Annotated in this window: 17 protein-coding genes and 1 pseudogene; 10 read left to right on the top strand and 8 right to left on the bottom strand. The window is 61.6% G+C overall.

Translation table 11 applies throughout. The annotated features are described in order from the left end of the window. Positions 1 to 20: 20 nt before the first annotated feature. The 8 genes and pseudogenes from GFU70_RS02450 to GFU70_RS02415 form a co-directional block, all read left to right on the top strand. Positions 21 to 1,280: an NAD(P)/FAD-dependent oxidoreductase gene (locus GFU70_RS02450; RefSeq protein ID WP_153387546.1), complete on the top strand. Its 1,260-nt coding sequence runs from the start codon at positions 21 to 23 to the stop codon at positions 1,278 to 1,280. Continuing rightward, positions 1,277 to 2,005 (top strand): class I SAM-dependent methyltransferase, encoded by a 729-nt coding sequence (locus tag GFU70_RS02445; protein ID WP_058543754.1) that lies wholly within the window; start codon positions 1,277 to 1,279, stop codon positions 2,003 to 2,005. The genes GFU70_RS02450 and GFU70_RS02445 overlap by 4 nt, the downstream gene beginning before the upstream one ends. Next, entirely contained in the window at positions 2,002 to 2,484 is a 483-nt protein-coding gene (locus GFU70_RS02440) for a DUF3261 domain-containing protein (protein ID WP_058543753.1), read from the top strand. The genes GFU70_RS02445 and GFU70_RS02440 overlap by 4 nt, the downstream gene beginning before the upstream one ends. Further along, positions 2,481 to 3,677 (top strand): beta-ketoacyl-[acyl-carrier-protein] synthase family protein, encoded by a 1,197-nt coding sequence (locus tag GFU70_RS02435; protein ID WP_153387545.1) that lies wholly within the window; start codon positions 2,481 to 2,483, stop codon positions 3,675 to 3,677. The genes GFU70_RS02440 and GFU70_RS02435 overlap by 4 nt, the downstream gene beginning before the upstream one ends. Continuing rightward, positions 3,674 to 4,141 carry a hotdog family protein gene (locus GFU70_RS02430; RefSeq protein WP_153387544.1) on the top strand — a complete coding sequence of 156 codons (468 nt, stop codon included), beginning with the start codon at positions 3,674 to 3,676 and terminating at the stop codon, positions 4,139 to 4,141. The genes GFU70_RS02435 and GFU70_RS02430 overlap by 4 nt, the downstream gene beginning before the upstream one ends. Further along, a complete protein-coding gene (locus GFU70_RS02425) occupies positions 4,138 to 4,866 on the top strand; it encodes a 3-ketoacyl-ACP reductase FabG2 (RefSeq protein WP_058543750.1) in 729 nt (242 codons plus the stop codon). Before GFU70_RS02430 ends, GFU70_RS02425 begins: the two co-directional genes overlap by 4 nt. Then, the gene (locus GFU70_RS02420) at positions 4,866 to 6,092 is read left to right on the top strand and encodes a beta-ketoacyl-ACP synthase (protein WP_058543749.1); all 1,227 of its coding nucleotides are present in this window, start codon (positions 4,866 to 4,868) and stop codon (positions 6,090 to 6,092) included. The genes GFU70_RS02425 and GFU70_RS02420 overlap by 1 nt, the downstream gene beginning before the upstream one ends. A 42-nt stretch (positions 6,093 to 6,134) precedes the next feature. Continuing rightward, positions 6,135 to 6,281, top strand: a pseudogene (locus GFU70_RS02415) (excinuclease); the annotation flags it as partial. A 329-nt stretch (positions 6,282 to 6,610) separates the two neighbouring features. On the opposite strand, the gene GFU70_RS02410 reads toward GFU70_RS02415, so the two are convergent. Then, on the bottom strand, positions 6,611 to 7,144 hold the full coding sequence (locus GFU70_RS02410; RefSeq protein WP_058543748.1) for a PAAR domain-containing protein: 534 nt from the start codon (positions 7,142 to 7,144) through the stop codon (positions 6,611 to 6,613). Positions 7,145 to 7,458: 314 nt separating this feature from the next. Here GFU70_RS02410 and GFU70_RS02405 point away from each other — a divergent pair, with 314 nt between their 5' ends. Then, positions 7,459 to 11,505 carry a dermonecrotic toxin domain-containing protein gene (locus GFU70_RS02405; protein ID WP_153387543.1) on the top strand — a complete coding sequence of 1,349 codons (4,047 nt, stop codon included), beginning with the start codon at positions 7,459 to 7,461 and terminating at the stop codon, positions 11,503 to 11,505. 99 nt (positions 11,506 to 11,604) lie between these two features. Here GFU70_RS02405 and GFU70_RS02400 read toward each other — a convergent pair whose 3' ends face one another. After that, positions 11,605 to 12,495 carry a LysR family transcriptional regulator gene (locus GFU70_RS02400; protein WP_058543746.1) on the bottom strand — a complete coding sequence of 297 codons (891 nt, stop codon included), beginning with the start codon at positions 12,493 to 12,495 and terminating at the stop codon, positions 11,605 to 11,607. A 141-nt stretch (positions 12,496 to 12,636) separates the two neighbouring features. On the opposite strand from GFU70_RS02400, the gene GFU70_RS02395 reads away from it, so the two are divergent. Next, positions 12,637 to 13,893 carry an MFS transporter gene (locus GFU70_RS02395; protein WP_413468842.1) on the top strand — a complete coding sequence of 419 codons (1,257 nt, stop codon included), beginning with the start codon at positions 12,637 to 12,639 and terminating at the stop codon, positions 13,891 to 13,893. Between the two features lie 65 nt (positions 13,894 to 13,958). On the opposite strand, the gene GFU70_RS02390 is transcribed toward GFU70_RS02395, so the two are convergent. From GFU70_RS02390 to aroB, 6 genes are all read right to left on the bottom strand, one after another. Continuing rightward, complete coding sequence (locus GFU70_RS02390; RefSeq protein ID WP_319017042.1) at positions 13,959 to 14,246, bottom strand: type II secretion system protein GspL; 288 nt, start codon at positions 14,244 to 14,246, stop codon at positions 13,959 to 13,961. Positions 14,247 to 14,487: 241 nt separating this feature from the next. Next, positions 14,488 to 15,555 carry a uroporphyrinogen decarboxylase gene (gene hemE / locus GFU70_RS02385; protein ID WP_058543744.1) on the bottom strand — a complete coding sequence of 356 codons (1,068 nt, stop codon included), beginning with the start codon at positions 15,553 to 15,555 and terminating at the stop codon, positions 14,488 to 14,490. A gap of 254 nt (positions 15,556 to 15,809) precedes the next feature. Further along, a complete protein-coding gene (locus GFU70_RS02380) occupies positions 15,810 to 17,228 on the bottom strand; it encodes an FAD-dependent oxidoreductase (RefSeq protein ID WP_003196992.1) in 1,419 nt (472 codons plus the stop codon). A gap of 33 nt (positions 17,229 to 17,261) precedes the next feature. Continuing rightward, positions 17,262 to 21,710, bottom strand: coding sequence for a glutamate synthase large subunit (gene gltB, locus GFU70_RS02375; RefSeq protein WP_153387542.1), 4,449 nt, complete (start codon positions 21,708 to 21,710; stop codon positions 17,262 to 17,264). Between the two features lie 350 nt (positions 21,711 to 22,060). Then, positions 22,061 to 23,620: an AAA family ATPase gene (locus GFU70_RS02370; protein WP_153387541.1), complete on the bottom strand. Its 1,560-nt coding sequence runs from the start codon at positions 23,618 to 23,620 to the stop codon at positions 22,061 to 22,063. A gap of 9 nt (positions 23,621 to 23,629) precedes the next feature. Beyond that, a complete protein-coding gene (gene aroB / locus GFU70_RS02365; protein ID WP_116643332.1) occupies positions 23,630 to 24,730 on the bottom strand; it encodes a 3-dehydroquinate synthase in 1,101 nt (366 codons plus the stop codon). Positions 24,731 to 24,873: the final 143 nt, after the last annotated feature.

Below are 24,873 nucleotides of genomic sequence, written 5' to 3'. Positions count from 1 at the left end.
TGGATATTCGAGGAATTCCAATGCCTGTTACTGAAACGGAATATCGCCAGGTCGTCATCATCGGCGCAGGCCCTTCCGGCGCCATCGCCGCCGCGCTGCTCAAGCGCAAGGGCCATGATGTGCTGGTCATCGAGCGCCAGCATTTCCCCCGGTTCTCCATCGGTGAGAGCCTGCTGTCCCATTGCCTGGATTTCGTCGAAGAAGCCGGCATGCTCGAGGCGGTGAATGCCGCCGGGTTCCAGCGCAAGAACGGTGCCGCGTTTGCCTGGGGCGAGCGCTACAGTGCCTTCGATTTTGGCGATACCTTCAGCAACGGCAAGCCTACGACCTTCCAGGTACAACGCGCCGACTTCGACAAGTTGCTGGCCGACCAGGCCGCCCTGCAAGGCGTGGAGATCCGCTACGGCCAAGCGATTGCCAGCGCCGATTTCAGCCTCGCCAAGCCACAACTGGGCGTGCTGCGCGAAGATGGCAGCGAGTACCGGGTCGAGGCCGACTTCGTGCTCGATGCCAGCGGCTATGGCCGGGTCCTGCCGCGCCTGCTGGACCTTGAGGCCCCGTCGAATTTCCCGGTGCGCCAGGCGGTATTCACGCACATCGAAGATCGCATCGACGCACCGGCGTTCGACCGGGAGAAAATCCTGATCACCACCCACCCGAGCAAACGCGACGTGTGGTTCTGGACCATTCCGTTCAGCGGCGGGCGCTGCTCGGTGGGCGTGGTCGCGGCGGCGGAACATTTCGCCGGCCGCACCGACGACCTCGATGCCTGCCTGCGCGGTTTCATCGATGAAACCCCAAGCCTGGCCGGCGTGCTGCAAAACGCCGTGTGGGACACCCCGGCGCGGACCATCGGCGGCTACTCGGCCAACGTCAAGACCCTGCACGGCCAAGGCTTCGCCCTGCTGGGCAACGCCGCTGAATTCCTCGACCCGGTGTTCTCCTCCGGCGTGACCATTGCCATGCGCTCGGCGAGCATGGCCGCCGCCGTGCTCCATCGCCAGTTGCAAGGCGAAAGCGTGGACTGGCAACGCGAGTTTGCCGAGCCGCTCAAGCGCGGCGTCGACACCTTCCGCTGCTACGTCGAGGGCTGGTACGCCGGCACCTTCCAGGACGTGATTTTCTACACCGAAGGTTCGGCCGACATCCGGCGCATGATCAGCTCGATCCTGGCCGGCTACGCCTGGGACTCGCTTAACCCGTTCGTCAGCGAACCCAAGCGGCGCCTGCGCATGCTTTCGGAAATCTGCGCGAGCCCGGCGCCGAGTCAGCGACCATGAGCTACCTGAGCGACAACTACGTCGAAGAAACCCGCTTCGGTTTCTGGTTCCTGCGCAGCCACACCTGGCAGCACCATGTATTGCGCGTTGCGATCAACGACCTGTGCAGCCTGTTCAGCACCCCGCTGCCGACCAACCCGGTGCTGCTGGACGCCGGCTGCGGCCAGGGCAAGTCGTTTCAATACCTGCGCCAGGTGTTCGCGCCGCAGCGCCTGATCGGGGTCGACGCCGATCCCCACAGCCTCGACCTGAGCCGGGAGGAAGCCACGCGCCAGGACATGGCCGTGGAACTGATCGGCAGCGACTGCGCGACCTTGGCGGTGCCCGATGCCAGCGTCGACCTGTTGTTCTGCCACCAGACCTTCCATCACCTGGTGGAGCAGGAAAAAGCCCTCGCCGAGTTCTATCGCGTGCTCAAGCCCGGTGGTTACCTGATGTTCGCCGAATCCACCGAGGCCTACATCGATACCTGGGTGATCCGCTGGCTGTTCCGTCACCCCATGCACGTGCAGAAAAGTGCCACCCAGTACCTGGAGATGATCCGCAGCCAAGGCTTGCAATTCGAAGCCCGCAATGTGTCCTATCCGTATCTGTGGTGGAGCCGCGCCAAGGACTTCGGCTTGTTGGAGCGTTTTGGCCTGCGCCGTGCCAAACCGTTCGGCGAGCGAGAGGAAACCCTGGTCAATGTAGTGGCTCGCAAGCCCATCGAAGGGGCCCCCGGATGATTCGTGCCCTGCTTCTCGGCTGCCTGTTGCTGCTCAGCGCCTGCGCCAGCCATGCGCCGCTGCCCGAGCGCACGCCAACCCTGGCCTTGCCGATGCAACTGCACATCGAGCGGACAATGGCCGGCCAACGCCAGGACTGGCTGCTGGTGATCCAGCGCGAAGACGCAGGCCTTCGCTGGTCGATGATGGACCCGCTGGGCATTCCCGTGGCCCGCCAGCGCCTGGTCGCTGGCCGGTGGCAGGCTGACGGTCTGCTGCCGCCCAATGCCGAGGCCCGGGAGTTGTTCGCGGCGCTGTTGTTCGCCCTGACTCCTGAAACCGAACTGTCCGACAACTACCCGGCCGCCCGGCAACAGGCGTCGCAACGGACGCTCGATAGTCGCTGGCAGGTGCGCTACACGCAGCCGCTGGATTTTGAAATGAGCCTGCTCCAAGGCCCACGCTACCGCATCACACCGTTGACCGAGAACGCCCCATGACCGCCTATTTGAATGCCCTCGGGGTGATTTGCGCCCTCGGCCGCAACAAACATGAGGTGGCACGCAACCTGTTTGCCGGCGACTGCTCGGGCGTGCGTATCAAGGACGGCTGGGTGGCCGAACGTGCATTGCCGGTTGCCGCAGTGCCGGGTGAACTCGCCCCCATTCCCCCAACCCTGTTGGCGCACCGCAGCCGTAACAATCAACTGCTGCTGGAAGCCGGGTTGCAGATTCGCGCCGAGATCGACCAGGCCATCGAGGCCTACGGTCGCGCCCGCATCGGCATCGTGTTGGGCACCAGCACTTCGGGGATCGATGAAGCCAGCCAGGGCATTGCCCATTACCTGCGCGAGCAGCGCTTCCCCGATGGCTACGACTACCAGCAACAGGAACTCAGTGCGCCGGCCAATTTTCTTTCCGAATGGCTCGGCCTGAGCGGCCCGTCGTACGTGATTTCCACGGCCTGCACCTCCAGCGCCCGCGCCTTGATGAGCGCCCGGCGCCTGCTGGACCTGGGCCTGTGCGATGCCGTGCTGTGCGGTGGCGTGGACAGCCTGTGCAAACTGACCCTCAACGGTTTTTCCGCACTGGAAGCGGTGTCGAACGAACGCTGCAATCCGTTTTCGGTGAACCGCAGCGGCATCAACATTGGCGAAGCAGCGGTGCTGTTTCTCATGAGCAAGACGCCAGGCGAAGGCACACCGATTGCCTTGCTCGGCGACGGCGCCAGTTCCGATGCCCACCATATTTCCGCACCTGAACCCAGCGGTCGCGGCGCCCGCCAGGCCATGGAAAAAGCCCTGCGCTGCGCCGGCCTCGAGGCCAGCCAGATCGACTACCTGAACCTGCACGGCACCGCCACGCAACACAATGACGCCATGGAAAGCCAGGCAGTGGCCGGGCTGTTTCCGGCGGGCGTGCCCTGCTCGTCCACCAAGCCCATGACCGGCCATACCCTCGGCGCGGCAGGGGCATTGGAAGCAGCATTCTGCTGGCTGGCCCTGAGCACCGAAAACACCGCCCTGGCCTTGCCGCCGCATGCCTGGGACGGCAAGGCCGATCCGGCCCTGCCGGCACTGGACTGGGTCACCGCCGGCACCCGCCTGAACCCGGCCACCCCACGCCGCCTGATGAGCAATTCATTTGCATTCGGCGGCAACAACGTCAGCCTGATTATCGGAGACGCCCCATGATTGACTGGCCGCTCGCCGAACTGCTGCCCCATGCCGGCGACATGATCCTCATCGACCGGATCCTGTCGTTCGATGACGAACAGATCCATACCCACGCCACCGTCAAGCCCGGCGGCTTGTTCAGCCGCGACGACGGCGCGCTGCCGGCCTGGGTCGGCATCGAGCTGATGGCCCAAAGCGTCGCGGCGTTTGCCGGTTGCCATGCACGCCAACGGGGTGATGCCGTGGCGCTGGGCTTTTTGCTCGGCACCCGCAAGTTCGAATGCAACGTCGAGTGTTTTCCCGTGGGCGTCGAACTGACCATCCACGGTGTGCGCTCCCTGGAAGACGACAACGGCATGGGCGTGTTCGAATGCCACATCCGCGGCCCCGGCATCCATGCCACGGCCCGGCTCAACGTATTCCGTCCGCCCCAGGCCGCCCATTACCTTCATGAACCGTCCGCAACAGGAAACCCGTCATGACTGAATCCGTACTGGTCACCGGCTCCAGCCGTGGTATCGGCCGCGCCATCGCCCTGCGCCTGGCCCAGGCCGGGCACGACATCGTGCTGCACTGCCGCAGCGGCCGCGCCGAGGCCGAGACGGTCCAGGCGCAAATCCAGGCCCTGGGCCGCAATGCCCGAGTGCTGCAATTCGACGTGGCCGACCGTGCCGCGTGCAAGGCCATTCTCGAAGCCGATGTCGAAACCCACGGTGCCTATTACGGCGTGGTGCTCAACGCCGGCCTGACCCGCGATGGTGCCTTCCCGGCCCTGAGCGAAGACGACTGGGATGTGGTGATGCGCACCAACCTCGACGGGTTCTATAACGTGCTGCATCCGGTGATGATGCCGATGATCCGTCGTCGCGCCGCCGGGCGGATCGTCTGTATCACCTCGGTTTCCGGCCTGATCGGCAATCGCGGCCAGGTCAACTACAGCGCCTCGAAGGCCGGTTTGATCGGCGCGGCCAAGGCGTTGGCAATCGAGCTGGGCAAGCGCAAGATCACCGTCAACTGCGTCGCGCCAGGCCTGATCGACACCGCCATGCTCAATGAAAACGTACCCGTGGAAGAACTGATGAAAATGATCCCCGCCCAGCGCATGGGCACCCCGGAAGAAGTGGCCGGCGCGGTGAATTTCCTGATGTCCGCCGAAGCCAGCTACATCACCCGGCAGGTCCTGGCCGTCAACGGAGGCTTGTGCTGATGAAGCGCGTCGTCGTCACCGGCATGGCCGGCATCACCTCCATAGGCAGCGACTGGGAGACCATCGCCGCCAACTTCGCCGCCAACCGCAGCGGCATCCGGCGCATGGATGAGTGGGACCGTTTCACCGAACTGAACACCCGCCTGGCCGGCCCCATCGACGACTTCCAGGTCCCGGCCCACTGGACCCGCAAGCAACTGCGCAGCATGGGCCGGGTTTCGCGCCTGGCGGTCGCGTCGGCGGAACAGGCCCTGGCCGACGCCGGCCTGCTGGGCGACGCGTCGATCAAGGACGGGCGCATGGGCGTGTCCTGCGGTTCGTCCACCGGCAGCACCGACGAGATCAAGGCGTTCGGCAACATGCTGCTCAACAGCGTGGCCGAAGGGCTGAACGCCAACTCCTATGTGCGGATGATGCCCCACACCACGGCGGCCAACATCAGCATCTTCTTCGGGCTGACCGGGCGCCTGATTCCCACCTCCAGCGCCTGCACCAGCGGCAGCCATGGAATCGGCTATGCCTACGAGGCCATCAAGTTCGGACGCCTGCCGCTGATGCTCGCCGGTGGCGCCGAAGAGCTGTGCCCGACCGAAGCGATGGTGTTCGATGCGCTCTACGCCACCAGCCTGAAAAACGATGCGCCGCAAACCAGCCCGCGTCCCTACGACAAGGACCGCGATGGCCTGGTGATCGGCGAAGGCGCCGGCATCTTGGTACTCGAAGAACTGGAACATGCGTTGGCGCGCGGCGCGCGGATCCATGCCGAGATCGTCGGCTTTGGCAGCAATGCCGACGGCCAGCACGCCACCCGCCCCGAACTGCTCACCATGCGCCGGGCCATGGAACTGGCCCTGGAAGATGCCGGCCTCGAACCTTCGGCCATCGGCTACGTCAACGGCCACGGCACCGCCACCGAACAGGGCGACATTGCCGAAACCCTGGCCACCAGCAGCCTGTTTGGGGAACACATGCCCATCAGCTCGCAGAAAAGCTTCCTCGGTCACACCCTGGGTGCCTGCGGGGCGCTGGAGTCCTGGTTCAGCATCGAAATGATGAACCGCGACCTCTACGTGCACACCTTCAACCTTGATGAGGTTGATCCCCAATGTGGCAAGCTCGATTACCTGCGTAACGAGTTACGGTCGATGAGCCACGAATACGTGATGAACAACAACTTCGCCTTTGGTGGGGTCAACACCTCGCTGATTTTCCGCCGCTGGCACTGAATCGGATTCAAAACCCTGTTACTCCTCGTCAAGGAGACCTTGATGTCGTTGAAGAAAATCGCCGTGACCGCCGCCCTGTTGCTCAGCACCCTGCCAAGCCTCAGCCAGGCCCGTGATACCGCGCTGCTCCTGCCATTCGACAAAGCCGTGGCCGAAGCCATCAGCACCGGCGCGATCATGGCGGGGGTTGCGTTGAAAGGGGATTTGGCGAAGGTGCAATAACACCTTTTGAAGCCCCGCCGGAATGTAGGAGCTGCGTAGGAGCTGCGTAGGCGCTGCGTAGGAGCTGTGTAGGAGCTGTCGAGTGCAACGAGGCTGCGATCTTCCCCCAGACACCCGAGTCTCAAGCGAAAGATCAAAAGATCAAAAGATCAAAAGATCAAAAGATCGTCCGAACGCGGCCCGAGCCTTCGGCAACGCCTACAGGATTCGATAGCGGAGAGTCAGTGCCAGTGATGTCGGCTGTGCCACCGTCATCGCGAGCAAGCTCGCTCCCACAGGTTTGAAGTAACCCTCACTCATTGGATGTCCTCCTTCATCGCATTCGAGTGCAAACAATGAACCTGCGCCAGCCTAAGCGCAGGCAAGAAATCCTCCGCCATCGGCACACCTTCACGCACGATGATCAAGAAACGTTTCTGAAGCGTATTGATGATTTCGTCGCCATTGCTCAAGCGACTGCCAACCAGTGCGATGTTGCTATTGTTTTCCCCGGCGCCGGTGATGATCCGTGCCGTGCTGCCATCGGCATACACCACCTGGTCGCCTTTCTGCGCGGCGCGTACTTTCCAGCCATTGTCCAAGGTGAACGTCAACGAAGATGACACCTGCTGGATCGTTCCGCCGTTACGCGTCTGGCTGCCTTCGGTGGCCACTCGATAAATAGCGATGGGCGGATGAGCTTCGACGAATGCTTTTTGTCGATTAACGAATGCCGCGACTTCTTCGCCGTAACCCTCCAGGTGGCGTTGCTCCAGGTACAAGTCATCCAAATGACGGAGCGCTTCACGGGAGATTTCGTTGGTGTAGCGGGCGTCCAAAGATGAGTGCATTTCCAGGGGCCTTATTCATGGGCTTCAGGCTGCGTCCCTTGCCGCTGGGGAGGAGCACTGAGCCGGACGATTCGGAATGATGAATAAGACGTTGCAGCGCAGGCGAGTCGCAATCCCAGCGGTGGGGTATCTGGTACGAATAGGAAGTGTCGCAACTCGAAATGCGCGTTTTCCTACAATCCAAAGGCCCCTGACCATGGGTCAACACCGGACGTCGTACACCGCCTCCCTTGCTTATGTGCGGTATCCATCTACCACCCTATCGTCGCCTGCCCGCAATAAGTTGCTCTTCCGAAAACTCTCAGGATGAGAACATGCAGGAAGACACTTCCCCCACACCGCCTCTCGACTCGCCACAGGCCGACATCAGTCTGCTGATGACTTCGCAGCAACACATGCTCCGCTTGAATGGCGCCGTTCCAACGCCTTCAACGATCACAAGGCAGCACCTGAAGCAGTGGTTCAACGACAACTTCCCGGTATCGGCAAGCGACCTGATGGTCGAAGATTTATCTGTACGCACGCTGCAAGAGGAGCCGATCCCGCTCTCGGAGCGCGTGCCCGCTGGGCCGACGTCCAGGCGGACAGTGGCGTCCATGTCGTACCTCGAGACGCTGTTCTGGCGTGCCGTCGCCGGTCAGATGGACATCCAGGCGTTTTTCTCCGAGATGGACTATCTCGAAGTTGTCGTCAATAACGGCTCCTCCACACAAACGCCCGCCGCGCTGAACAGCCGTGAAGCGAAGGAGCAAATCAAGCGGCTGCTGAACACCACGCAAGCATCCTATGAACAGCTGCTGACACAGAAACTGGACGAGTTCTGGACGACACCGGCCGACTTCACCCCGGGCCGCAGTGTCGCCGACTGGTTGGCCGAAGAACTCGGTACGCAACTTAAGGCGCAAGCGGATCTTCATCTTCGGGATACGACGTTGGACCGGGCCACCCACAACGCGGTGACGCGCCATGTGGCTGCAGCCTCGGGCCTTGGGGGCGCTCGCGCAACATCCGGCGTCTTCAGCTTGAGCCTGAGCCTCCAGCCTTGGGAGTTCAGCCTGCCGGTACGGGGTGCCGTCGTGCTGACACGGCCCGACGATGCCAGTCATTCGACGGGGTTCGTCTTGTACCGTCCAGGTCATCCGTTGGAAGTGTTCGCCAGTCAGGCGCTACTGACGTCCAGTTTGAAGAACGACGATGAGGCTGGGAGTGAGCTGGACACCGTACCACTGGCCAAGAACTTTCTGGTTCATCTGGTCGACGATTTGCGCTCGACGCAAAAAACAGCCATCAGCAATACGTTTTTGAATGGTCCCGTCGAAGGAGAGGGCATCGCGGCCTGGGTAAGACGGATGGATGCCGCGGCCGACATAGGCAATACGCTGGACCTGGCGGGCGTCATGGACGAGCGTGAACTGCGACTGAACCTGAAAAGACTGGACGAATGGCTTCACGATTCGCCACACATCACTGGTGCTGACCGCCTCGCCTGGTGGAAGGCTATCCAGGCGCTGCACCAGAGCATGGTGGACACGCCGCCTCCCCCGGACCCGGTGATGTTGGCCACTCCAGAGGCGCTCGAAAAACGGAGCCGCACGCTGCTTGCCCGCTATATCGCAGAAAAATACCCACCGGTTGACCCTGACAGCGTCTCGTTGAGTTTCAGAAGAGAACTTGTCGACCCGCGTGCGCCGACAGGCACATCGCCGTTTGGCTCCGGACTCTCGCAAGACCGCGTGAGAGGGATCGTTGATGACCAGCGCTCCATGACGCAATGGGCCATGTCCAACCTGACCCACGACGAACGTAACGCAGCCCACCCGACCGTCGTCGGGCCACTGAGCTTTGCGCAGATTGTCGAGGTCATTGAACGGGCAGACCTCGGTCGCCGGCTTCCGGCCGAACTGCAACTCGCTGCCCGGGAGCGGAAATCGCAATGGCTGGCCCTGAAAGCGAAGCAGATGCGGGCACAGGTCTGGGCGGCTCACATCTCGGGGGACTTGAGGCATGACAAGGACAATACCGGACTGAACCTGGTGCTGGCAGCGCTGGACAGTCCCACGCCGGATCGGCGCGCCAAGGTCAACGGGCACGAGGTGGTGGTCCGCCAGTTGCAATGGGGCGACAGCGTTTTGAAGTCGATCGTGGCATTTGGAGTCAGGAGCGTGGCGAGCCGTCCGTCGCTGACGTTGTATACGCCGGACGCGCCGGATGGCAAAGCGTTCAGGGACGTGGACGCTGCCAGCGGCCGGACATTGGAAGCCGCCCTGGCGCAGGCACTCACCGCTACGCCGCAGATGACCCGCTGGCTCATCGCGCAACTGCCGCTGCTGGAGCAGACCGCGCAACTCGCCAGCATGGTGCCGACCCCGGAAAACCTGACCCTTGATGAAAAGATCAAGAAGGTCACGCAATCCACTTTCACCTGGGCGAGGGCCAGGGCTCAAGCGGATTTTACAGCGAAAATTTCTTCGCCCATCGTAGGAGGGAATCTGTTCGAAGCACTGCATGAGACGCAAATCACCCATGCAATAAATACGGCGCAAACGCTGACAGTGAGCAACGCGCAGCGTGACAGCACGGCGGCGCGGGAAGGACGCCGCAACGGTGTCATGCTGTTGACAGGCGCGATGTCGATGGTGGCTGGCGGTCGGCTGGGCAGCCTATTCGGGCTGGCGATTCTGCCGACCATGGCCGGGGGCGCCGCAGTGTCGGCGATAGACAACGAGGGCGGCAGCTTCAGCCAGTGGACAAGTGATTTCATCAGTGGGATGGGTGAGGTCTTGGTCGAAGCCGGACAGGACGTGATCATGGCTCGCGCAAGCCGTATCCGACGCCAGGCATGCCCGATGCTCTCGTCTCTGCCCAGAATGCCGGATCCGGAGCTGGAACCCTTTCATCTCAAGGGGTTTGACGGCAAAGGGTTGGTGGCAGAGGGCCGTAATCGCTACCAGGACACGAACGGGCAGGGTTATCTGAAAATAGGCAGCAAGTACTTCAAGTCAGCCATGCAGGAAGGCGAGCGGATTATCTATGCCCCCAACAACCGTACGAACCAACGCCCGGTCACCTGGAAAAACGGCCGATGGCAGATCGAGGCGCCCTTGCGGCTACTTGGTGGCGGTGCTGTACAGAGTCTGATCAGTCGCTACCGGGAAACCCCGGAACAGAAGAAATACAACATATTAGTGGAGGGCGCTTTGATAACTGAATTCAGCCCCCCTGTCGAACTGGCCAACACAGTAAAACGTGTCGTTAACTCCATGCCTGAAGAGCTGGTTGTACGAATACTCCAGGAAAGCATGCAAGAGGTGGGCATACGAGACTTGGATACTTATCGCTCGCAACTAAGCCAGGTCTATCAAACACGCATAACCGCACACGAGAAGCTCTTACATAAAATCAATATGTGGATGCACGTCGACTCGGCAGCTAACTACATCGAAGCGAGGCCCGATGGCTTCACCCTGACGGCCGCCCAACAAATACTCATCTTCAATAAGATTGAACGACTGGGAGGCAGGCTGATTGATCGCAAAGGCAAATTCAAGACGGTGGTCTCCTCGTTGGAGGACAACGTAACGGGTGCAACATTCCTGGCAATCACCCCTGAGAAAGGAAAACTGAGAGAAGCCGTGCGTAAAATCTCAGATGCCCACGAAGACGTATTGAAAACGACAAAAAAGCAAATCCTGGACGAGCTACAACCGCTATTCCCGGGAGATGGACCTGATATAGAGACTGCCAAGTGGAAATATATTGCCTCTCCCGAACATCGCGAAGAGTACAAAACGAAATTCATCAGTATCTTCCGCGTGGAAATGCGCCGCAGAAACATGCCAGGACTCCTGACCGAGATCCGGCAGAACAGTCTTCCCTACGTCATTGTCAACCGAGGTAGATCACAGCAGAAGACGATGCTTGTTACCGAGGAAGACATCACGAGGTTCACCGGAAAACTATTAAGCTATGACGCGTTCGACATCGAGGTGATGACCCAGGCCCGCACAAATAAAGTGACAGGCACACAACCTCCAGCTGAGTCCCCAGCGCCAACGGTTCTCTTGTCAGCGCCGGACAAGTTCACGGTCAATACGAGCCCACTGGCTGAGTCACAAATGGCTTATGACAACTTTCCCGAAGCTGCCAGAACGAAAGTGCTTGAAATCATGGATGACATTCGTGCCGGCAGGGTGACCACAAAGAAAATCAACCGGTATTACTGGTACGACATGGCCAGGCTGGCGCCAGGGGGTGGCAGGGGCGCGTGGCGCGCCGCGTTCGAACGCCAGCGCGATACCTGGACACTCCAGGGCTTCTTTGACTACCACGCCAACAAACCTGCGACCGTTTGGGGGGATTGAGCCCGCTCCACAGGCGTTTTGCGCAGAGTGAAGGTGCTGCGACCACCCACGGTCAAGGGTGGGGCTTGCTCGCGAACACAGGCGTTTTTCGCTTAACCGCTACTCGGTATTGCCAGTCAACAACGCCACGAACGCTGCCGCCATCGGCGAACGCTGATCCTTGCGCTGTACCAGCCACACCGCCGACACCGCCGCCGGATCGAGCAGCGGGCGGTAGACAACCCCATCGATACGCATGCGCTGGTAAGACGCCGGCAATACCGAGACCCCCAGCCCCGCCGCGACCAGGCCGATGATGGTCATGGCTTCGCCGGCTTCCTGGGCGAAATGCGGGCTGAAACCGGCGTCGCGGGCCAGGTTCAGGAGTTGGGCGTAGAGGCCGCTGCCGTAGCTGCGGGGGAAGAACACGAACGGCTCCTGGGCCAAGGCCGAGAGGAACAGGCCGTCTTCATTGCCCTGGGCCAAGGGATGCTTGGCACTGAGCACGGCTACCAGCGGTTCGCGGCTGAGCTCGATTTCCGTCAGGGTGTCGGGCAGCGGCAATGGGCGCATGATGCCCACCTCGATCACTTCGTCCAGCAGTGCGTCGGCCACTTGGGTACTGCTCATTTCCCGCAGGTTCAGGTGCACCGCCGGGAAGCGTTGCCGGAATGAAAAAATCGCCTGGGGGATGGTGGAATTGAACGGTGCCGAGGAGGTGAAGCCGATTTTCAGCTCGCCCAATTCCCCCAGTTGGGCGCGGCGGGCGACGTCGGCGGCTTTGTCGACCTGAACCAATACCCGCCGCGCTTCTTCAAGGAACAACCGTCCGGCCTCGCTCAATTCGACCCGACGATTAGTACGCTCGAACAGCCGCGCGCCAATCTCCTGCTCCAGCGCCTGGATCTGCTGGCTCAAGGGCGGCTGGGAGATGCCCAGGGCCAACGCGGCACGGCCGAAATGCAGTTCTTCGGCAACGGCGATGAAGTAACGCAGGTGACGCAATTCCATGGGGCAATCCAATAGGTCGCAAAACGTCTTAAACAGGTCGAACAATATATTGGATAGAATCATTAGCCGGCTATATGCTTTTTTCATTGCCTGCCTGATCGTGCCCTTGCGAGGTCCACCGTGAAAATTGCTGTCGCTCCACTGGCCCATGAAATCCCACTGCGTACGCAGGATGATGCCGTCGCCGAACTCAAGGACATCTACATCGAGAAAGGCACGCCGATGTTCATGCGCACGGTGCTGGCGCTGTTCTGTGGTGGCTTTGCGACCTTTGCCCTGCTGTATTGCGTGCAACCGATGATGCCGCTGTTGTCCCGGGAGTTTTCCATCAATGCAGCGCAGAGCAGCCTGATTCTGTCGGTGGCGACCGGCCTGCTCGCGATCGGCCTGTTGATCACCGGTCCGATTTCCGACCGCATCGGGCGCAAGCCGGTGATGGTCGCGGCGCTGTTCGCCGCCTCAGTGTGTACGATTGCCAGCGCCATGATGCCGACCTGGCAGGGTGTATTGCTGCTGCGCGCCTTGGTGGGGTTGTCGTTGAGCGGGTTGGCAGCGGTCGCGATGACGTATTTGAGCGAAGAAATCCATCCCAGGCACATCGGCCTGGCGATGGGGCTGTACATCGCCGGCAACGCCATCGGCGGCATGTCCGGACGCCTGATTGCCGGGGTCTTGATCGACTTCGTCAGCTGGCACACCGCGATGCTGGTGATTGGCGGCCTGGCGCTGATCGCAGCAGCGGTGTTCTGGAGAATCCTGCCTGAGTCACGCAATTTCCGTCCCCGTTCGCTGCACCCGCGCAGTCTGCTGGACGGTTTCACCATGCACTTTCGCGACGCCGGCTTGCCGCTGCTGTTTCTTGAAGCCTTCGTGTTGATGGGCGCGTTCGTGACGCTGTTCAACTACATCGGCTACCGCCTTCTGGCCGAGCCCTATCACTTGGACCAGGCCTTCGTCGGGCTGCTGTCGGTGGTGTACCTGTCGGGCATCTACAGCTCGGCCAAAGTCGGCGCATTGGCGGACAAACTCGGCCGGCGCAAAATGCTCTGGGCAACCATCGCGCTGATGCTGGCCGGCCTCGTGCTGACCATGGCCACCCCGCTGTGGCTGGTGGTCCTGGGGATGCTGGTGTTCACCTTCGGCTTCTTCGGCGCCCACTCGGTTGCCAGTAGCTGGATCGGCCGCCGCGCCCTCAAGGCCAAGGGTCAGGCTTCGTCACTTTATTTGTTCAGCTATTACGCCGGCTCCAGCGTTGCGGGCACGGCGGGCGGCGTGGCCTGGCACCTGGGCGGGTGGAACGGTGTCGGCTTGTTCATCGGTGGTTTGCTGGTGGTCGCGTTGTGGGTGGCGGTGAAGTTGGCCAAATTGCCGTTGTTGCCGGGGAATGTTCAGGTTTAAGCCACACGCGGTCCCTGTCCAAACCTGGTGTAGGAGCTGCCGAGTGCAACGAGGCTGCGATCTTGTCACGGACAATTGAGTCGCAGCGAAAGATCAAGAGATCGCAGCCTTCGGCAGCTCCTACAAAGCCCAAACCAGCGCACGCCAATTGCCTGGTCGCCGGCAAGCAGGTCGGCATCGACATGCACCGCACGCACATCGATGCCCTGCGTGGTGAGTAACGCCAGCAACGCCTGGAAACGGTCTCGCTGCGTCACCATCAGCGGATAACGATGCTGACGGTCGCGCGGGCCGATGCTGATGTGCAGCGCCTCCAGGTTTTCACTCAATTGCTCTTCGACGGCAAATGCCAGAAAGTTGGACTACCCCTATGTAGGATAAGTCTCTCAACATAGAAGGAAGGATCTCTGATTCTATTCTTCTTACATAAATAGAGAAAACTCTTACAAATAGAACTAGCTATCAAACACAGCACAAAAAAACAGAAACACCGAATAAAACAACCGACTGATTTCACGCAATATCTATCAAAAAACGGACATTAAAAAGCCTGTCCGGCACAGGTCCGGACAGGCTGGGTGACAAGGGCCGCAATCAGAGGTGATATTGCGCCGACAACTCATGCACCGCCCGCAGGAAGGCGCCGGCATGTTCCGGGTCGACTTCCGGGGTGATGCCATGGCCGAGGTTGAACACATGGCCGCTGCCACTGCCGTAGCTGGCCAGGATGCGCCCGACTTCAGCGCGGATGGCTTCAGGCTTGGCGTAGAGCACAGTCGGGTCCATGTTGCCTTGCAGCGCGACCTTGTGACCGACGCGCTCGCGCGCATTGCCAATGTCGCAGGTCCAATCCAGGCCCAGGGCGTCGGCGCCGGCATCGGCGATGCTTTCCAGCCACAGGCCGCCGTTCTTGGTGAACAGGATCACCGGGACTTTGCGACCTTCGTGCTCGCGGATCAGGCCGCTGACAATCTTGCGCATGTAGGCCAGGGAGAATTCCTGGTACGCCGCCGCCGACAGGTTGCCGCCCCAGGTATCGAAGATCTGCACCGCTTGCGCACCGGCCAGGATCTGGCCGTTGAGGTAGGACGTCACCGACTGGGCCAACTTGTCCAGCAACAAGTGCATGGCCTGCGGGTTGTCGTAGAGCATTGCCTTGGTCTTGCGGAAGTCCTTCGACGAGCCGCCTTCGACCATGTAGGTGGCCAGGGTCCATGGGCTGCCGGAGAAGCCGATCAGTGGTACGCGACCGTTGAGTTCACGGCGAATGGTGCTGACCGCGTCCATGACATAGCCCAGGTCTTTCTGCGGATCGGGAATCGGCAAGGCCTCGATGTCGGCCAGGGTGCTGATGACTTTTTTGAAGCGCGGGCCTTCGCCGGTCTCGAAGTACAGGCCCTGGCCCATGGCGTCGGGGATTGTGAGGATGTCGGAGAACAGGATCGCCGCGTCCAACTGCGGATACCGATCCAGCGGCTGCATCGTCACTTCGCAGGCGAACTGGGGGTTCATGCACAGGCTCATGAAGTCACCGGCCTTGGCGCGGCTGGCGCGGTACTCCGGCAGGTAGCGACCCGCCTGGCGCATCATCCACACCGGGGTGACGTCTACGGGTTGCTTGAGCAGGGCGCGAAGGAAACGGTCGTTCTTCAGGGCAGTCATGTCGGCATCCGGAAAAAAAGTGCGGGCATTTTCTCAGAGCGCGAGGCAAAAGGCACGGCAAGAGCCGTGCCTTTTATCTATCGGGGCAATTTGTCGCGGGGCAAAGCAGTGTTCGCAACACCACGAAAACAACTGTGAGAACAGTTTCTTGTGGGAGCAAGGCTTGCCCGCGATGAAAACACCTCGGTCTCTTGGGTACCGAGGCGCCTGGATCGCGAGCAAGCTTTGCTCCCACAGGGTTTTGTGTCGTTCGGTCAGACTTGCAGGTAATCGAGGATCCCTTCCGCCGCATTGCGGCCTTCGAAGATCGCCGTCACCACCAGGTCGGAACCCCGGACCATGTCGCCACCAGCGAAGATCTTCGGGTTGCTGGTCTGGTGCTTGTACTGGCCTTGTTCCGGGGCCACGACGCGGCCCTGGCTGTCGGTCTGGATGCTGAACTGCTCGAACCACGGCGCCGGGCTTGGGCGGAAGCCGAAGGCGATGACCACGGCGTCGGCCGGGATGATCTCTTCGGAACCTGGGATCGGCTCGGGGCTGCGACGGCCACGGGCGTCCGGTTCGCCGAGACGGGTCTCGACCACCTTCACGCCTTCGACCTTGTCTTCGCCGACAATGGCGATTGGCTGGCGGTTGTAGAGGAATTTCACGCCTTCTTCCTTGGCGTTCTTCACCTCTTTGCGCGAACCGGGCATGTTGGCTTCGTCACGACGGTAGGCACAGGTCACCGACTTGGCGCCCTGGCGAATCGACGTACGGTTGCAGTCCATCGCCGTGTCGCCACCGCCGAGTACCACGACCTTCTTGCCCTTCATGTCGACGAAATCTTCCGGCGACTTTTCAAAGCCCAGGTTGCGGTTGACGTTGGCGATCAGGAAGTCGAGTGCGTCATAGACGCCTGGCAGGTCCTCACCGGCAAAGCCGCCCTTCATGTAGGTGTAGGTGCCCATGCCCATGAAGACCGCATCGTACTCTTCGAGCAGCTGCTCCATGGTCACGTCCTTGCCCACCTCGGTGTTCAGGCGGAACTCGATGCCCATGCCGGTAAAGACTTCGCGACGATTGCTCAGCACAGTCTTTTCCAGCTTGAACTCGGGAATGCCGAAGGTCAGCAGACCGCCGATTTCCGGGTTCTTGTCGAACACCACCGGGGTCACGCCACCACGCACCAGCACATCGGCACAGCCCAGGCCCGCCGGGCCCGCACCGATGATCGCCACGCGCTTGCCGGTCGGCTTGACCTTGGACATGTCCGGACGCCAGCCCATGGCGAACGCGGTGTCGGTGATGTACTTCTCCACCGAACCGATGGTCACCGCGCCAAAACCGTCGTTGAGGGTGCACGCACCTTCGCAAAGGCGATCCTGCGGGCACACCCGGCCGCAGACTTCCGGCAGGGTGTTGGTCTGGTGGGACAGCTCGGCGGCCTGGAGGATGTTGCCCTCGGCCACCAGTTTCAACCAGTTGGGAATGAAGTTGTGCACCGGGCACTTCCATTCGCAGTACGGGTTACCGCAGCCCAGGCAGCGGTGGGCCTGGTCGGCCGACTGCTGGGGTTTGAAAGGCTCGTAGATTTCCACGAACTCTTTCTTGCGTTGACGCAACAGTTTCTTCTTCGGATCCTTGCGCCCGACATCGATGAACTGGAAGTCGTTATTCAGACGTTCAGCCATTGTTAAAACCTCATCAAACTCTTCAGGCGCATATCACTGCGGGTTGGCACGAGTGCTGGAAAGCAACGATTTCAGGTTGGCAGCCTTGGGCTTGACCAGCCAGAAACGGCGCAAGTAGTCATCGAGGTTCTCGGCGAGTTCACGACCCCACTCGCTGTCGGTTTCCGCGACGTACTCGTTCAGCACGTTTTGCAGGTGGCTGCGATAGGCTTCCATCGCCTCGCCACTGATCCGCTGGATTTCCACCAGTTCGTGGTTGACCCGGTCAACGAAGGTGTTGTCCTGGTCGAGCACGTAGGCGAAACCGCCAGTCATGCCAGAGCCGAAGTTATAACCGGTCTTGCCCAGCACGCAGACAAAACCACCGGTCATGTACTCGCAGCAGTGATCACCGGTGCCTTCCACCACAGTGTGGGCCCCGGAGTTACGCACGGCAAAACGCTCGCCCGCGGTGCCGGCGGCGAACAGCTTGCCGCCCGTTGCGCCGTAGAGGCAGGTGTTGCCGATGATGGCACTGTCCTGGGACTTGTAGACGCTGCCCTTGGGCGCAACGATGACCAGCTTGCCGCCGGTCATGCCCTTGCCCACGTAGTCGTTGGCATCGCCTTCCAGGTACATGTTCAGGCCACCGGCGTTCCAGACGCCGAAGCTCTGGCCCGCGGTACCCTTGAAGCGGAAGGTGACCGGCGCCTTGGCCATGCCCTGGTTGCCGTGCTTGCGCGCGATTTCGCCGGAGATCCGTGCGCCGATGGAACGGTCGCAGTTGCAGATGTCCAGGTCGAACTCGGCACCGCTCAGGTCGTTGATCGCCGCAGCGGCCATGTCGACCATCTTCTCGGCCAGCTCACCCTTGTCGAACGGCGGATTGCGATCGACCTGGCAGAACTGAGGCTTGTCCGCCGGGATGAGATCGCTGCCCAGCAACGGGGTCAGGTCCAGGTGTTGCTGCTTGGCGGTCTGGCCTTCGATCACTTCCAGCAGATCGGTACGGCCGATCAGTTCTTCAAGCGAGCGCACGCCCAGCTTCGCCAGCCACTCACGGGTCTCTTCGGCCACGTAGGTGAAGAAGTTCACCACCATGTCGACGGTACCGATGTAGTGGTCCTTGCGCAGCTTGTCGTTCTGGGTCGCCACGCCGGTGGCGCAGTTGTTCAGGTGGCAGATACGCAGGTATTTGCAGCCCAGGGCGATCATCGGCGCGGTGCCGAAGCCGAAGCTCTCGGCGCCGAGGATGGCGGCCTTGATCACGTCCAGGCCGGTTTTCAGGCCGCCGTCGGTCTGCACCCGGACCTTGCCGCGCAAATCGTTGCCGCGCAGGGTCTGGTGAGTTTCAGCCAGGCCCAGTTCCCACGGCGCGCCAGCGTACTTGATCGAAGTCAGCGGCGATGCGCCGGTGCCACCGTCGTAGCCGGAGATGGTGATCAGGTCGGCATAGGCCTTGGCCACGCCGGCCGCGATGGTGCCAACGCCCGCTTCCGCCACCAGTTTCACCGAGACCAGCGCCTTGGGGTTCACCTGCTTGAGGTCGAAGATCAGTTGCGACAAGTCTTCGATCGAGTAGATGTCGTGGTGCGGTGGCGGCGAGATCAGGGTCACGCCAGGGACCGCATAGCGCAGCTTGGCGATCAGGCCATTGACCTTGCCGCCGGGCAACTGGCCGCCTTCGCCGGGCTTGGCGCCCTGGGCAACCTTGATCTGCAGCACTTCAGCGTTGACCAGGTATTCCGGCGTCACACCGAAGCGGCCGGTGGCCACCTGCTTGATTTTCGAGCTCTTGATGGTGCCGTAGCGCGCCGGGTCTTCGCCGCCCTCGCCGGAGTTGGAACGCGCACCGAGGCGGTTCATGGCTTCGGCCAGGGCTTCGTGGGCTTCCGGGGACAAGGCGCCCAGGGAAATACCGGCCGAATCGAAGCGCTTGAGCACCGATTCCAGCGGCTCTATTTCACTGATGTCCAACGGCGTGTCGAGGGTCTTGACCTTGAGCAGGTCGCGAATCATCGACACCGGACGGTTGTCCACCAGCGAGGTGTATTCCTTGAACTTGCTGTAGTCGCCCTGTTGCACGGCCGCTTGCAAGGTGCTGACCACGTCCGGGTTGTAGGCGTGGTATTCGCCGCCATGGACGAACTTCAACAGGCCGCCTTGCTGGATCGGCTTGCGCGGGCTCCAGGCTTCGGCGGCCAGGGCCTTCTGCTCGGCTTCGATGTCGACGAAACGCGCACCTTTGATGCGACTCGGCACGCCACGGAAGCTCAGCTCGCAGACTTCTTCGGACAGGCCGATGGCCTCGAACAGTTGCGCGCCACGGTACGAGGCGATGGTCGAGATGCCCATCTTCGACAGGATCTTGAGCAGGCCCTTGGTGATGCCCTTGCGGTAGTTCTTGAACACCTCATAGAGGTCGCCCAGCACTTCACCGGTACGGATCAGGTCGCCCAGCACTTCATAGGCCAGGAACGGATACACCGCCGAGGCACCGAAACCGATCAGCACCGCGAAGTGATGCGGATCGCGGGCGGTGGCGGTCTCTACCAGGATGTTGGAGTCGCAGCGCAGGCCTTTTTCGGTCAGGCGATGGTGCACCGCGCCGGTGGCCAATGAGGCGTGGATCGGCAGCTTGCCCGGCGCGATATGACGGTCGCTCAGCACGATCTGGGTACGACCGGCGCGCGCGGCTTCTTCAGCCTGATCGGCAACGTTGCGGATGGCCGCTTCCAGGCCGACGCTTTCGTCGTAGTTCAGGTCGATGACCTGGCGCGCGAAACCCGGGCGGTCGAGGTTGGTCAACGAGCGCCACTTGGCCGGGGAAATGACCGGCGAGCTGAGGATCACCCGCGAGGCGTGTTCCGGCGACTCCTGGAAAATGTTGCGCTCGGCACCGAGGCAGATTTCCAGGGACATCACGATCGCTTCGCGCAGCGGGTCGATCGGTGGGTTGGTCACCTGGGCGAACTGCTGGCGGAAATAGTCGTACGGCGTGCGCACGCGCTGCGACAGCACGGCCATCGGCGTGTCGTCACCCATGGAACCGACCGCTTCGTAGCCCTGCTCGCCCAGCGGACGCAGCACCTGGTCACGCTCTTCGAACGTCACCTGGTACATCTTCATGTACTGCTTGAGCTGGTCGACGTCGTAGAACGCCGAGCCGTGGTCGTTGTCTTCCATGGTCGCCTGGATGCGCAAGGCATTCTTGCGCAGCCATTGCTTGTACGGATGACGGGACTTGAGGCGGTTGTCGATGGCGTCGGTGTCGAGGATCTGGCCGGTCTCGGTGTCCACGGCAAAGATCTGGCCCGGACCTACGCGGCCCTTGGCGATGACGTCTTCGGGCTGGTAGTTCCAGACGCCGATTTCCGACGCCAGGGTGATGAACCCGTTGGTGGTGGTGACCCAGCGCGCCGGACGCAGGCCGTTACGGTCCAGCAGGCACACCGCGTAGCGGCCGTCAGTCATGACGATACCGGCCGGGCCGTCCCACGGTTCCATGTGCATGGAGTTGTATTCGTAGAAGGCGCGCAGGTCCGGGTCCATGGTCTCGACGTTCTGCCACGCCGGCGGCACCAGCATGCGCACGCCGCGGAACAGGTCGATACCACCGGTCACCATCAGTTCCAGCATGTTGTCCATGCTCGAGGAGTCGGAACCCACGCGGTTGACCAGCGGGCCGAGTTCTTCGAGGTCGGGCATCAGGTCGTTGGCGAACTTGGTGCGACGGGCCACGGCCCAGTTGCGGTTGCCAGTGATGGTGTTGATCTCGCCGTTGTGGGCGAGGAAGCGGAATGGCTGGGCCAGCGGCCATTTCGGCAGGGTGTTGGTGGAGAAGCGCTGGTGGAACACGCAGATTGCGGTTTTAAGGCGCTCGTCGCTCAGGTCCGGATAGAAGGCGGTGAGGTCCGCCGGCATCATCAGGCCTTTGTAGATGATGGTCTTGTGGGAAAAGCTGCAGATGTAGTGATCGGTGTCGGCGGCATTGGCCACGGACGAGCGACGACGGGAGCTGAACAGCTTGATCGACATGTCCTGGTCGCTCAGGCCGTCGCCGGCGATGAACACCTGTTCGATCTGCGGCAGGCGCTCAAGCGCCAGGCGGCCGAGGACACTGGTGTCGATCGGCACTTTGCGCCAGCCCACCAGTTGCAGGCCGGCGGCCAGGATCTCGCGATTCATGTTTTCGCGAGCCGCTTGGGCCTTTACCGGATCCTGGTTGAAGAACACCATGCCCACGGCGTACTGCTTGGGCAGGGTCACGCCAAACGTTTCCTGGGCAATGGCACGCAGGAACTCGTCAGGCTTTTGAATCAGCAAGCCACAACCGTCACCGGTCTTGCCGTCGGCGTTGATCCCACCGCGGTGGGTCATGCAGGTCAGGGCCTCAATGGCCGTTTGCAAAAGGGTATGGCTCGGCTCGCCCTGCATGTGGGCTATCAGGCCGAAACCACAGTTATCCTTGAATTCATCTGGTTGGTACAGACCTGCTTTCATAGACACTTTCTCACCAGGCTGCCTCTTATCGAGGCAAATTTCTTTTCAATTCAACCAGTTGCGTTCCGCGCCGAACGTACGCCAGCTTTGCGGGGGCAAAAGGGAGGTCATTGTACACACCGACACAGAGGCTCACAAATTTGACGACGAACTGTCGCAAATCCATGTCGCATTTGTGAAAGGTTTAAAGCTATACGCTGTGCTAGTCAAAACTTTTTTGGGTTCGACCGCTACGACTCAAACACTACTGTGACGCAGACACCACAAGGCGCGCGGCCTGAAAGGTCGCCCGCCCCTGCGGAATTTTTGAGGTTGCCGGGAGAGGCGGCCTGGGTAAGGCCGCCGAATCTTCAGCGAGTTGCTGCCAGTTCCTGTTGGACGCTGGCGACAGTGCGAGGCCAAGGTTTACCAGCCTGAACCTTCGCTGGCAAGGCCTTGATGGCGGAAACGGCGGCATCACGATTGGCAAAGCTGCCGTAGGTGACGACATACAACGGCTTGCCGTTGAGCAATTTCTTGAAATAGCGGTACTCGCCGCCCTGCTCCTTGACGAAGTTCTGTGCCGAGGCCTCGGAACTGGTGCCGAGGATCTGCACCACGTAGTTGCTCGGTGCCTGGCCGGCGTACCAGCTACCGCCCGAGGCCTTGGCAGGGGCAGGGGCAGGGGCAGGCTTGGCGGCTGGCGCTGGCGCCGGGGCAGGCTTGGCAGTGGCGACCTGGGTGGGCGCCGGGGTCGGCTTGGCGGCCGGGGCAGGCGTCGGGGCAGGACCTGCCGGCACGCCCTCAGGCGGTGCGGTGGTGGTCACGGTCGGCGGCGTGTCGCTGCTGTCGTCGATCGGTGGCGCTGCGCCGTCGTCGCCCTCGTTGATGCCACCGGCTGCTTCAGCCAGCGGGCTGCGCATGACCGGCTGCGACTGGCCGACCAGCGGCAACGGCATCGGCTGGGTGTTGCCGGCGAATTCCACTGCCGGCGCACTACCGCTGGGTTGCGAGGTCCCTTGACCGAGGGGCAGTTGCGCTTGTTCGTTGGCAGGGGCACCCGTGGTGGGTGCCTTGGTGCGACCCGGCATCAGCCAGGCGGCGGCAACCGCGACCACGACGACGGCGGAAATTGCCAATACGTGTTTCTTCGGCATGTTGAACCCCATACTTGGACGCTTCACCGCTGAGCGGCTGGCAATCATGACTTCGATCAGAGCATCGCGGGCGACCTGGTTGATGTTGCCAGGCCATCCGTCGGAGCTTTCGTGAATCTCAGAGATCTGATCGGCGGTGAAAAGTTCGATACCCCGGCCCGCCCCCTCAAGACGCTGGGCCAGGTATTCACGCGTCTCTTCCTCGGTATAGGGCGCCAGCTCGATGACGTGGAAGCGCTCTTGATCAAGGTTCAATTGGTCCAGGTCGGCGATCAGCGACGACTCGCCGAACAGGAACACATGAGGGCGACCCTCCGGCGCACCGGCCGCCAGGGCCAGCAGGGCCTCGAGGGCCGACTCGTCGAGTTGCTCGGCATCGTCCACCAACAGATAGACTTCCTGCCCGGTCAGCGCCAGCTGCACGATCTGATCGAGAATTGCACCGATCTCAGCCTGCGCGACGTTCAGCGCCTGGGCCACTTGACGCAATACACCGGCTGCATCGCCAGCGCCACGGGCCGACACCACCACGCTTTGCACGGACTGTTTGTTGGTGCTGGCCACCAGGGCCTGGCGCAGCAAGGTCTTGCCGCTGCCCTGGGGGCCGGTGACCACCAGCAGCAACTGGCTGTAGCGCGCCAGGTGATGCAACTGGCCCAGCACCGGCTTGCGCTGGGCAGGGAAGAATTTGAAGCCCGGGACCCGTGGGGCAAAAGGGTCATGACTCAATTGGAAATGGCCGAGGAAAGCCTCGTCGGCATGCAAACTAGTCATCGGATCTTATTAACCTTTAAGCTGAGCCAGGGCGCGGTAGTCCGCTCCCAGCGTGGCCTGTAGAACTTCTTTCGGATAATCGTCGGTCACCACCGCTTCGCCCATGTGGCGCAGCAGCACCAGACGCAGACGACCGTCGATCACTTTTTTGTCGATAGCCATGTGTTCAAGAAAATCCGCCTCGCTCATTTCCTCGGGCGGAACCACCGGCAGCCCGGCGCGCTGGAACAGACGAATACCGCGATCACGCTCCTGTTCGCTGATCCAGCCCAGGCGCGAAGACATCTCCAGGGCCATGACCGTACCGGCCGCAACCGCTTCACCGTGCAGCCAGACACCATAGCCCATGTGGGTTTCGATGGCATGGCCAAAGGTGTGACCCAGGTTGAGGGTGGCGCGCACCCCCGACTCACGCTCATCGGCACCCACCACGGCAGCCTTGGCGGCGCAGGAACGTTCGATAGCGTAGGTCAGCGCCGCTTGATCCAGCGCACGCAGACGGTCGACATTCTCTTCGAGCCAACCCAGGAACGGTTCGTCGCAGATCAGCCCGTACTTGATGACTTCCGCCAGCCCCGCAGACAGTTCGCGGGCCGGCAAGGTATTGAGGGTGGCGGTGTCGATCAGCACCACGTTGGGCTGATAGAAAGCACCGACCATGTTCTTGCCCAGCGGATGGTTGATCCCGGTCTTGCCGCCCACCGATGAGTCGACCTGGGACAGCAGCGTGGTAGGAATCTGGATGAAATCGACGCCGCGCTGATAGCAGGCGGCTGCAAAACCGGCCATGTCGCCGATCACACCGCCACCCAGGGCAACCACCGTAGTGCGGCGATCATGGCGCGCGGTCAGCAGGCCGTCGAAGATAAGTTGCAGGGTTTCCCAGTTCTTGAAGGCTTCGCCGTCGGGCAACACCACGGAAATGACCGAGAAGGCCGACAGGCTGCGGGTCAGACGTTCCAGATACAGGGGCGCGACGGTCTCGTTGGAAATGATCGCCACTTGCCGTCCGGCGATATGCGGCGCCAGCAGTTCGGGCTGGTCCAGCAAGCCTTCGCCAATATGAATCGGGTAGCTGCGCTCGCCCAGGTCGACCTTAAGTGTCTGCATGTGTCCCCACAGTGAAGATGGAATCAGGCGTCCTGCCTGCAATTAACGAAAGTCCACGGTGCTTGTTCTGGGGCCAGTTAATGGCCATCCGCCACGCCCCAGGCGGGCCATGACGGGACGTCGAGGATAGCGCATTTCGCCAT

The sequence above is a fragment of the Pseudomonas brassicacearum genome (assembly GCF_009601685.2).
Classification (GTDB): domain Bacteria; phylum Pseudomonadota; class Gammaproteobacteria; order Pseudomonadales; family Pseudomonadaceae; genus Aquipseudomonas; species Aquipseudomonas kilonensis_B.
This window is presented reverse-complemented; position numbering and strand designations above follow the sequence as displayed.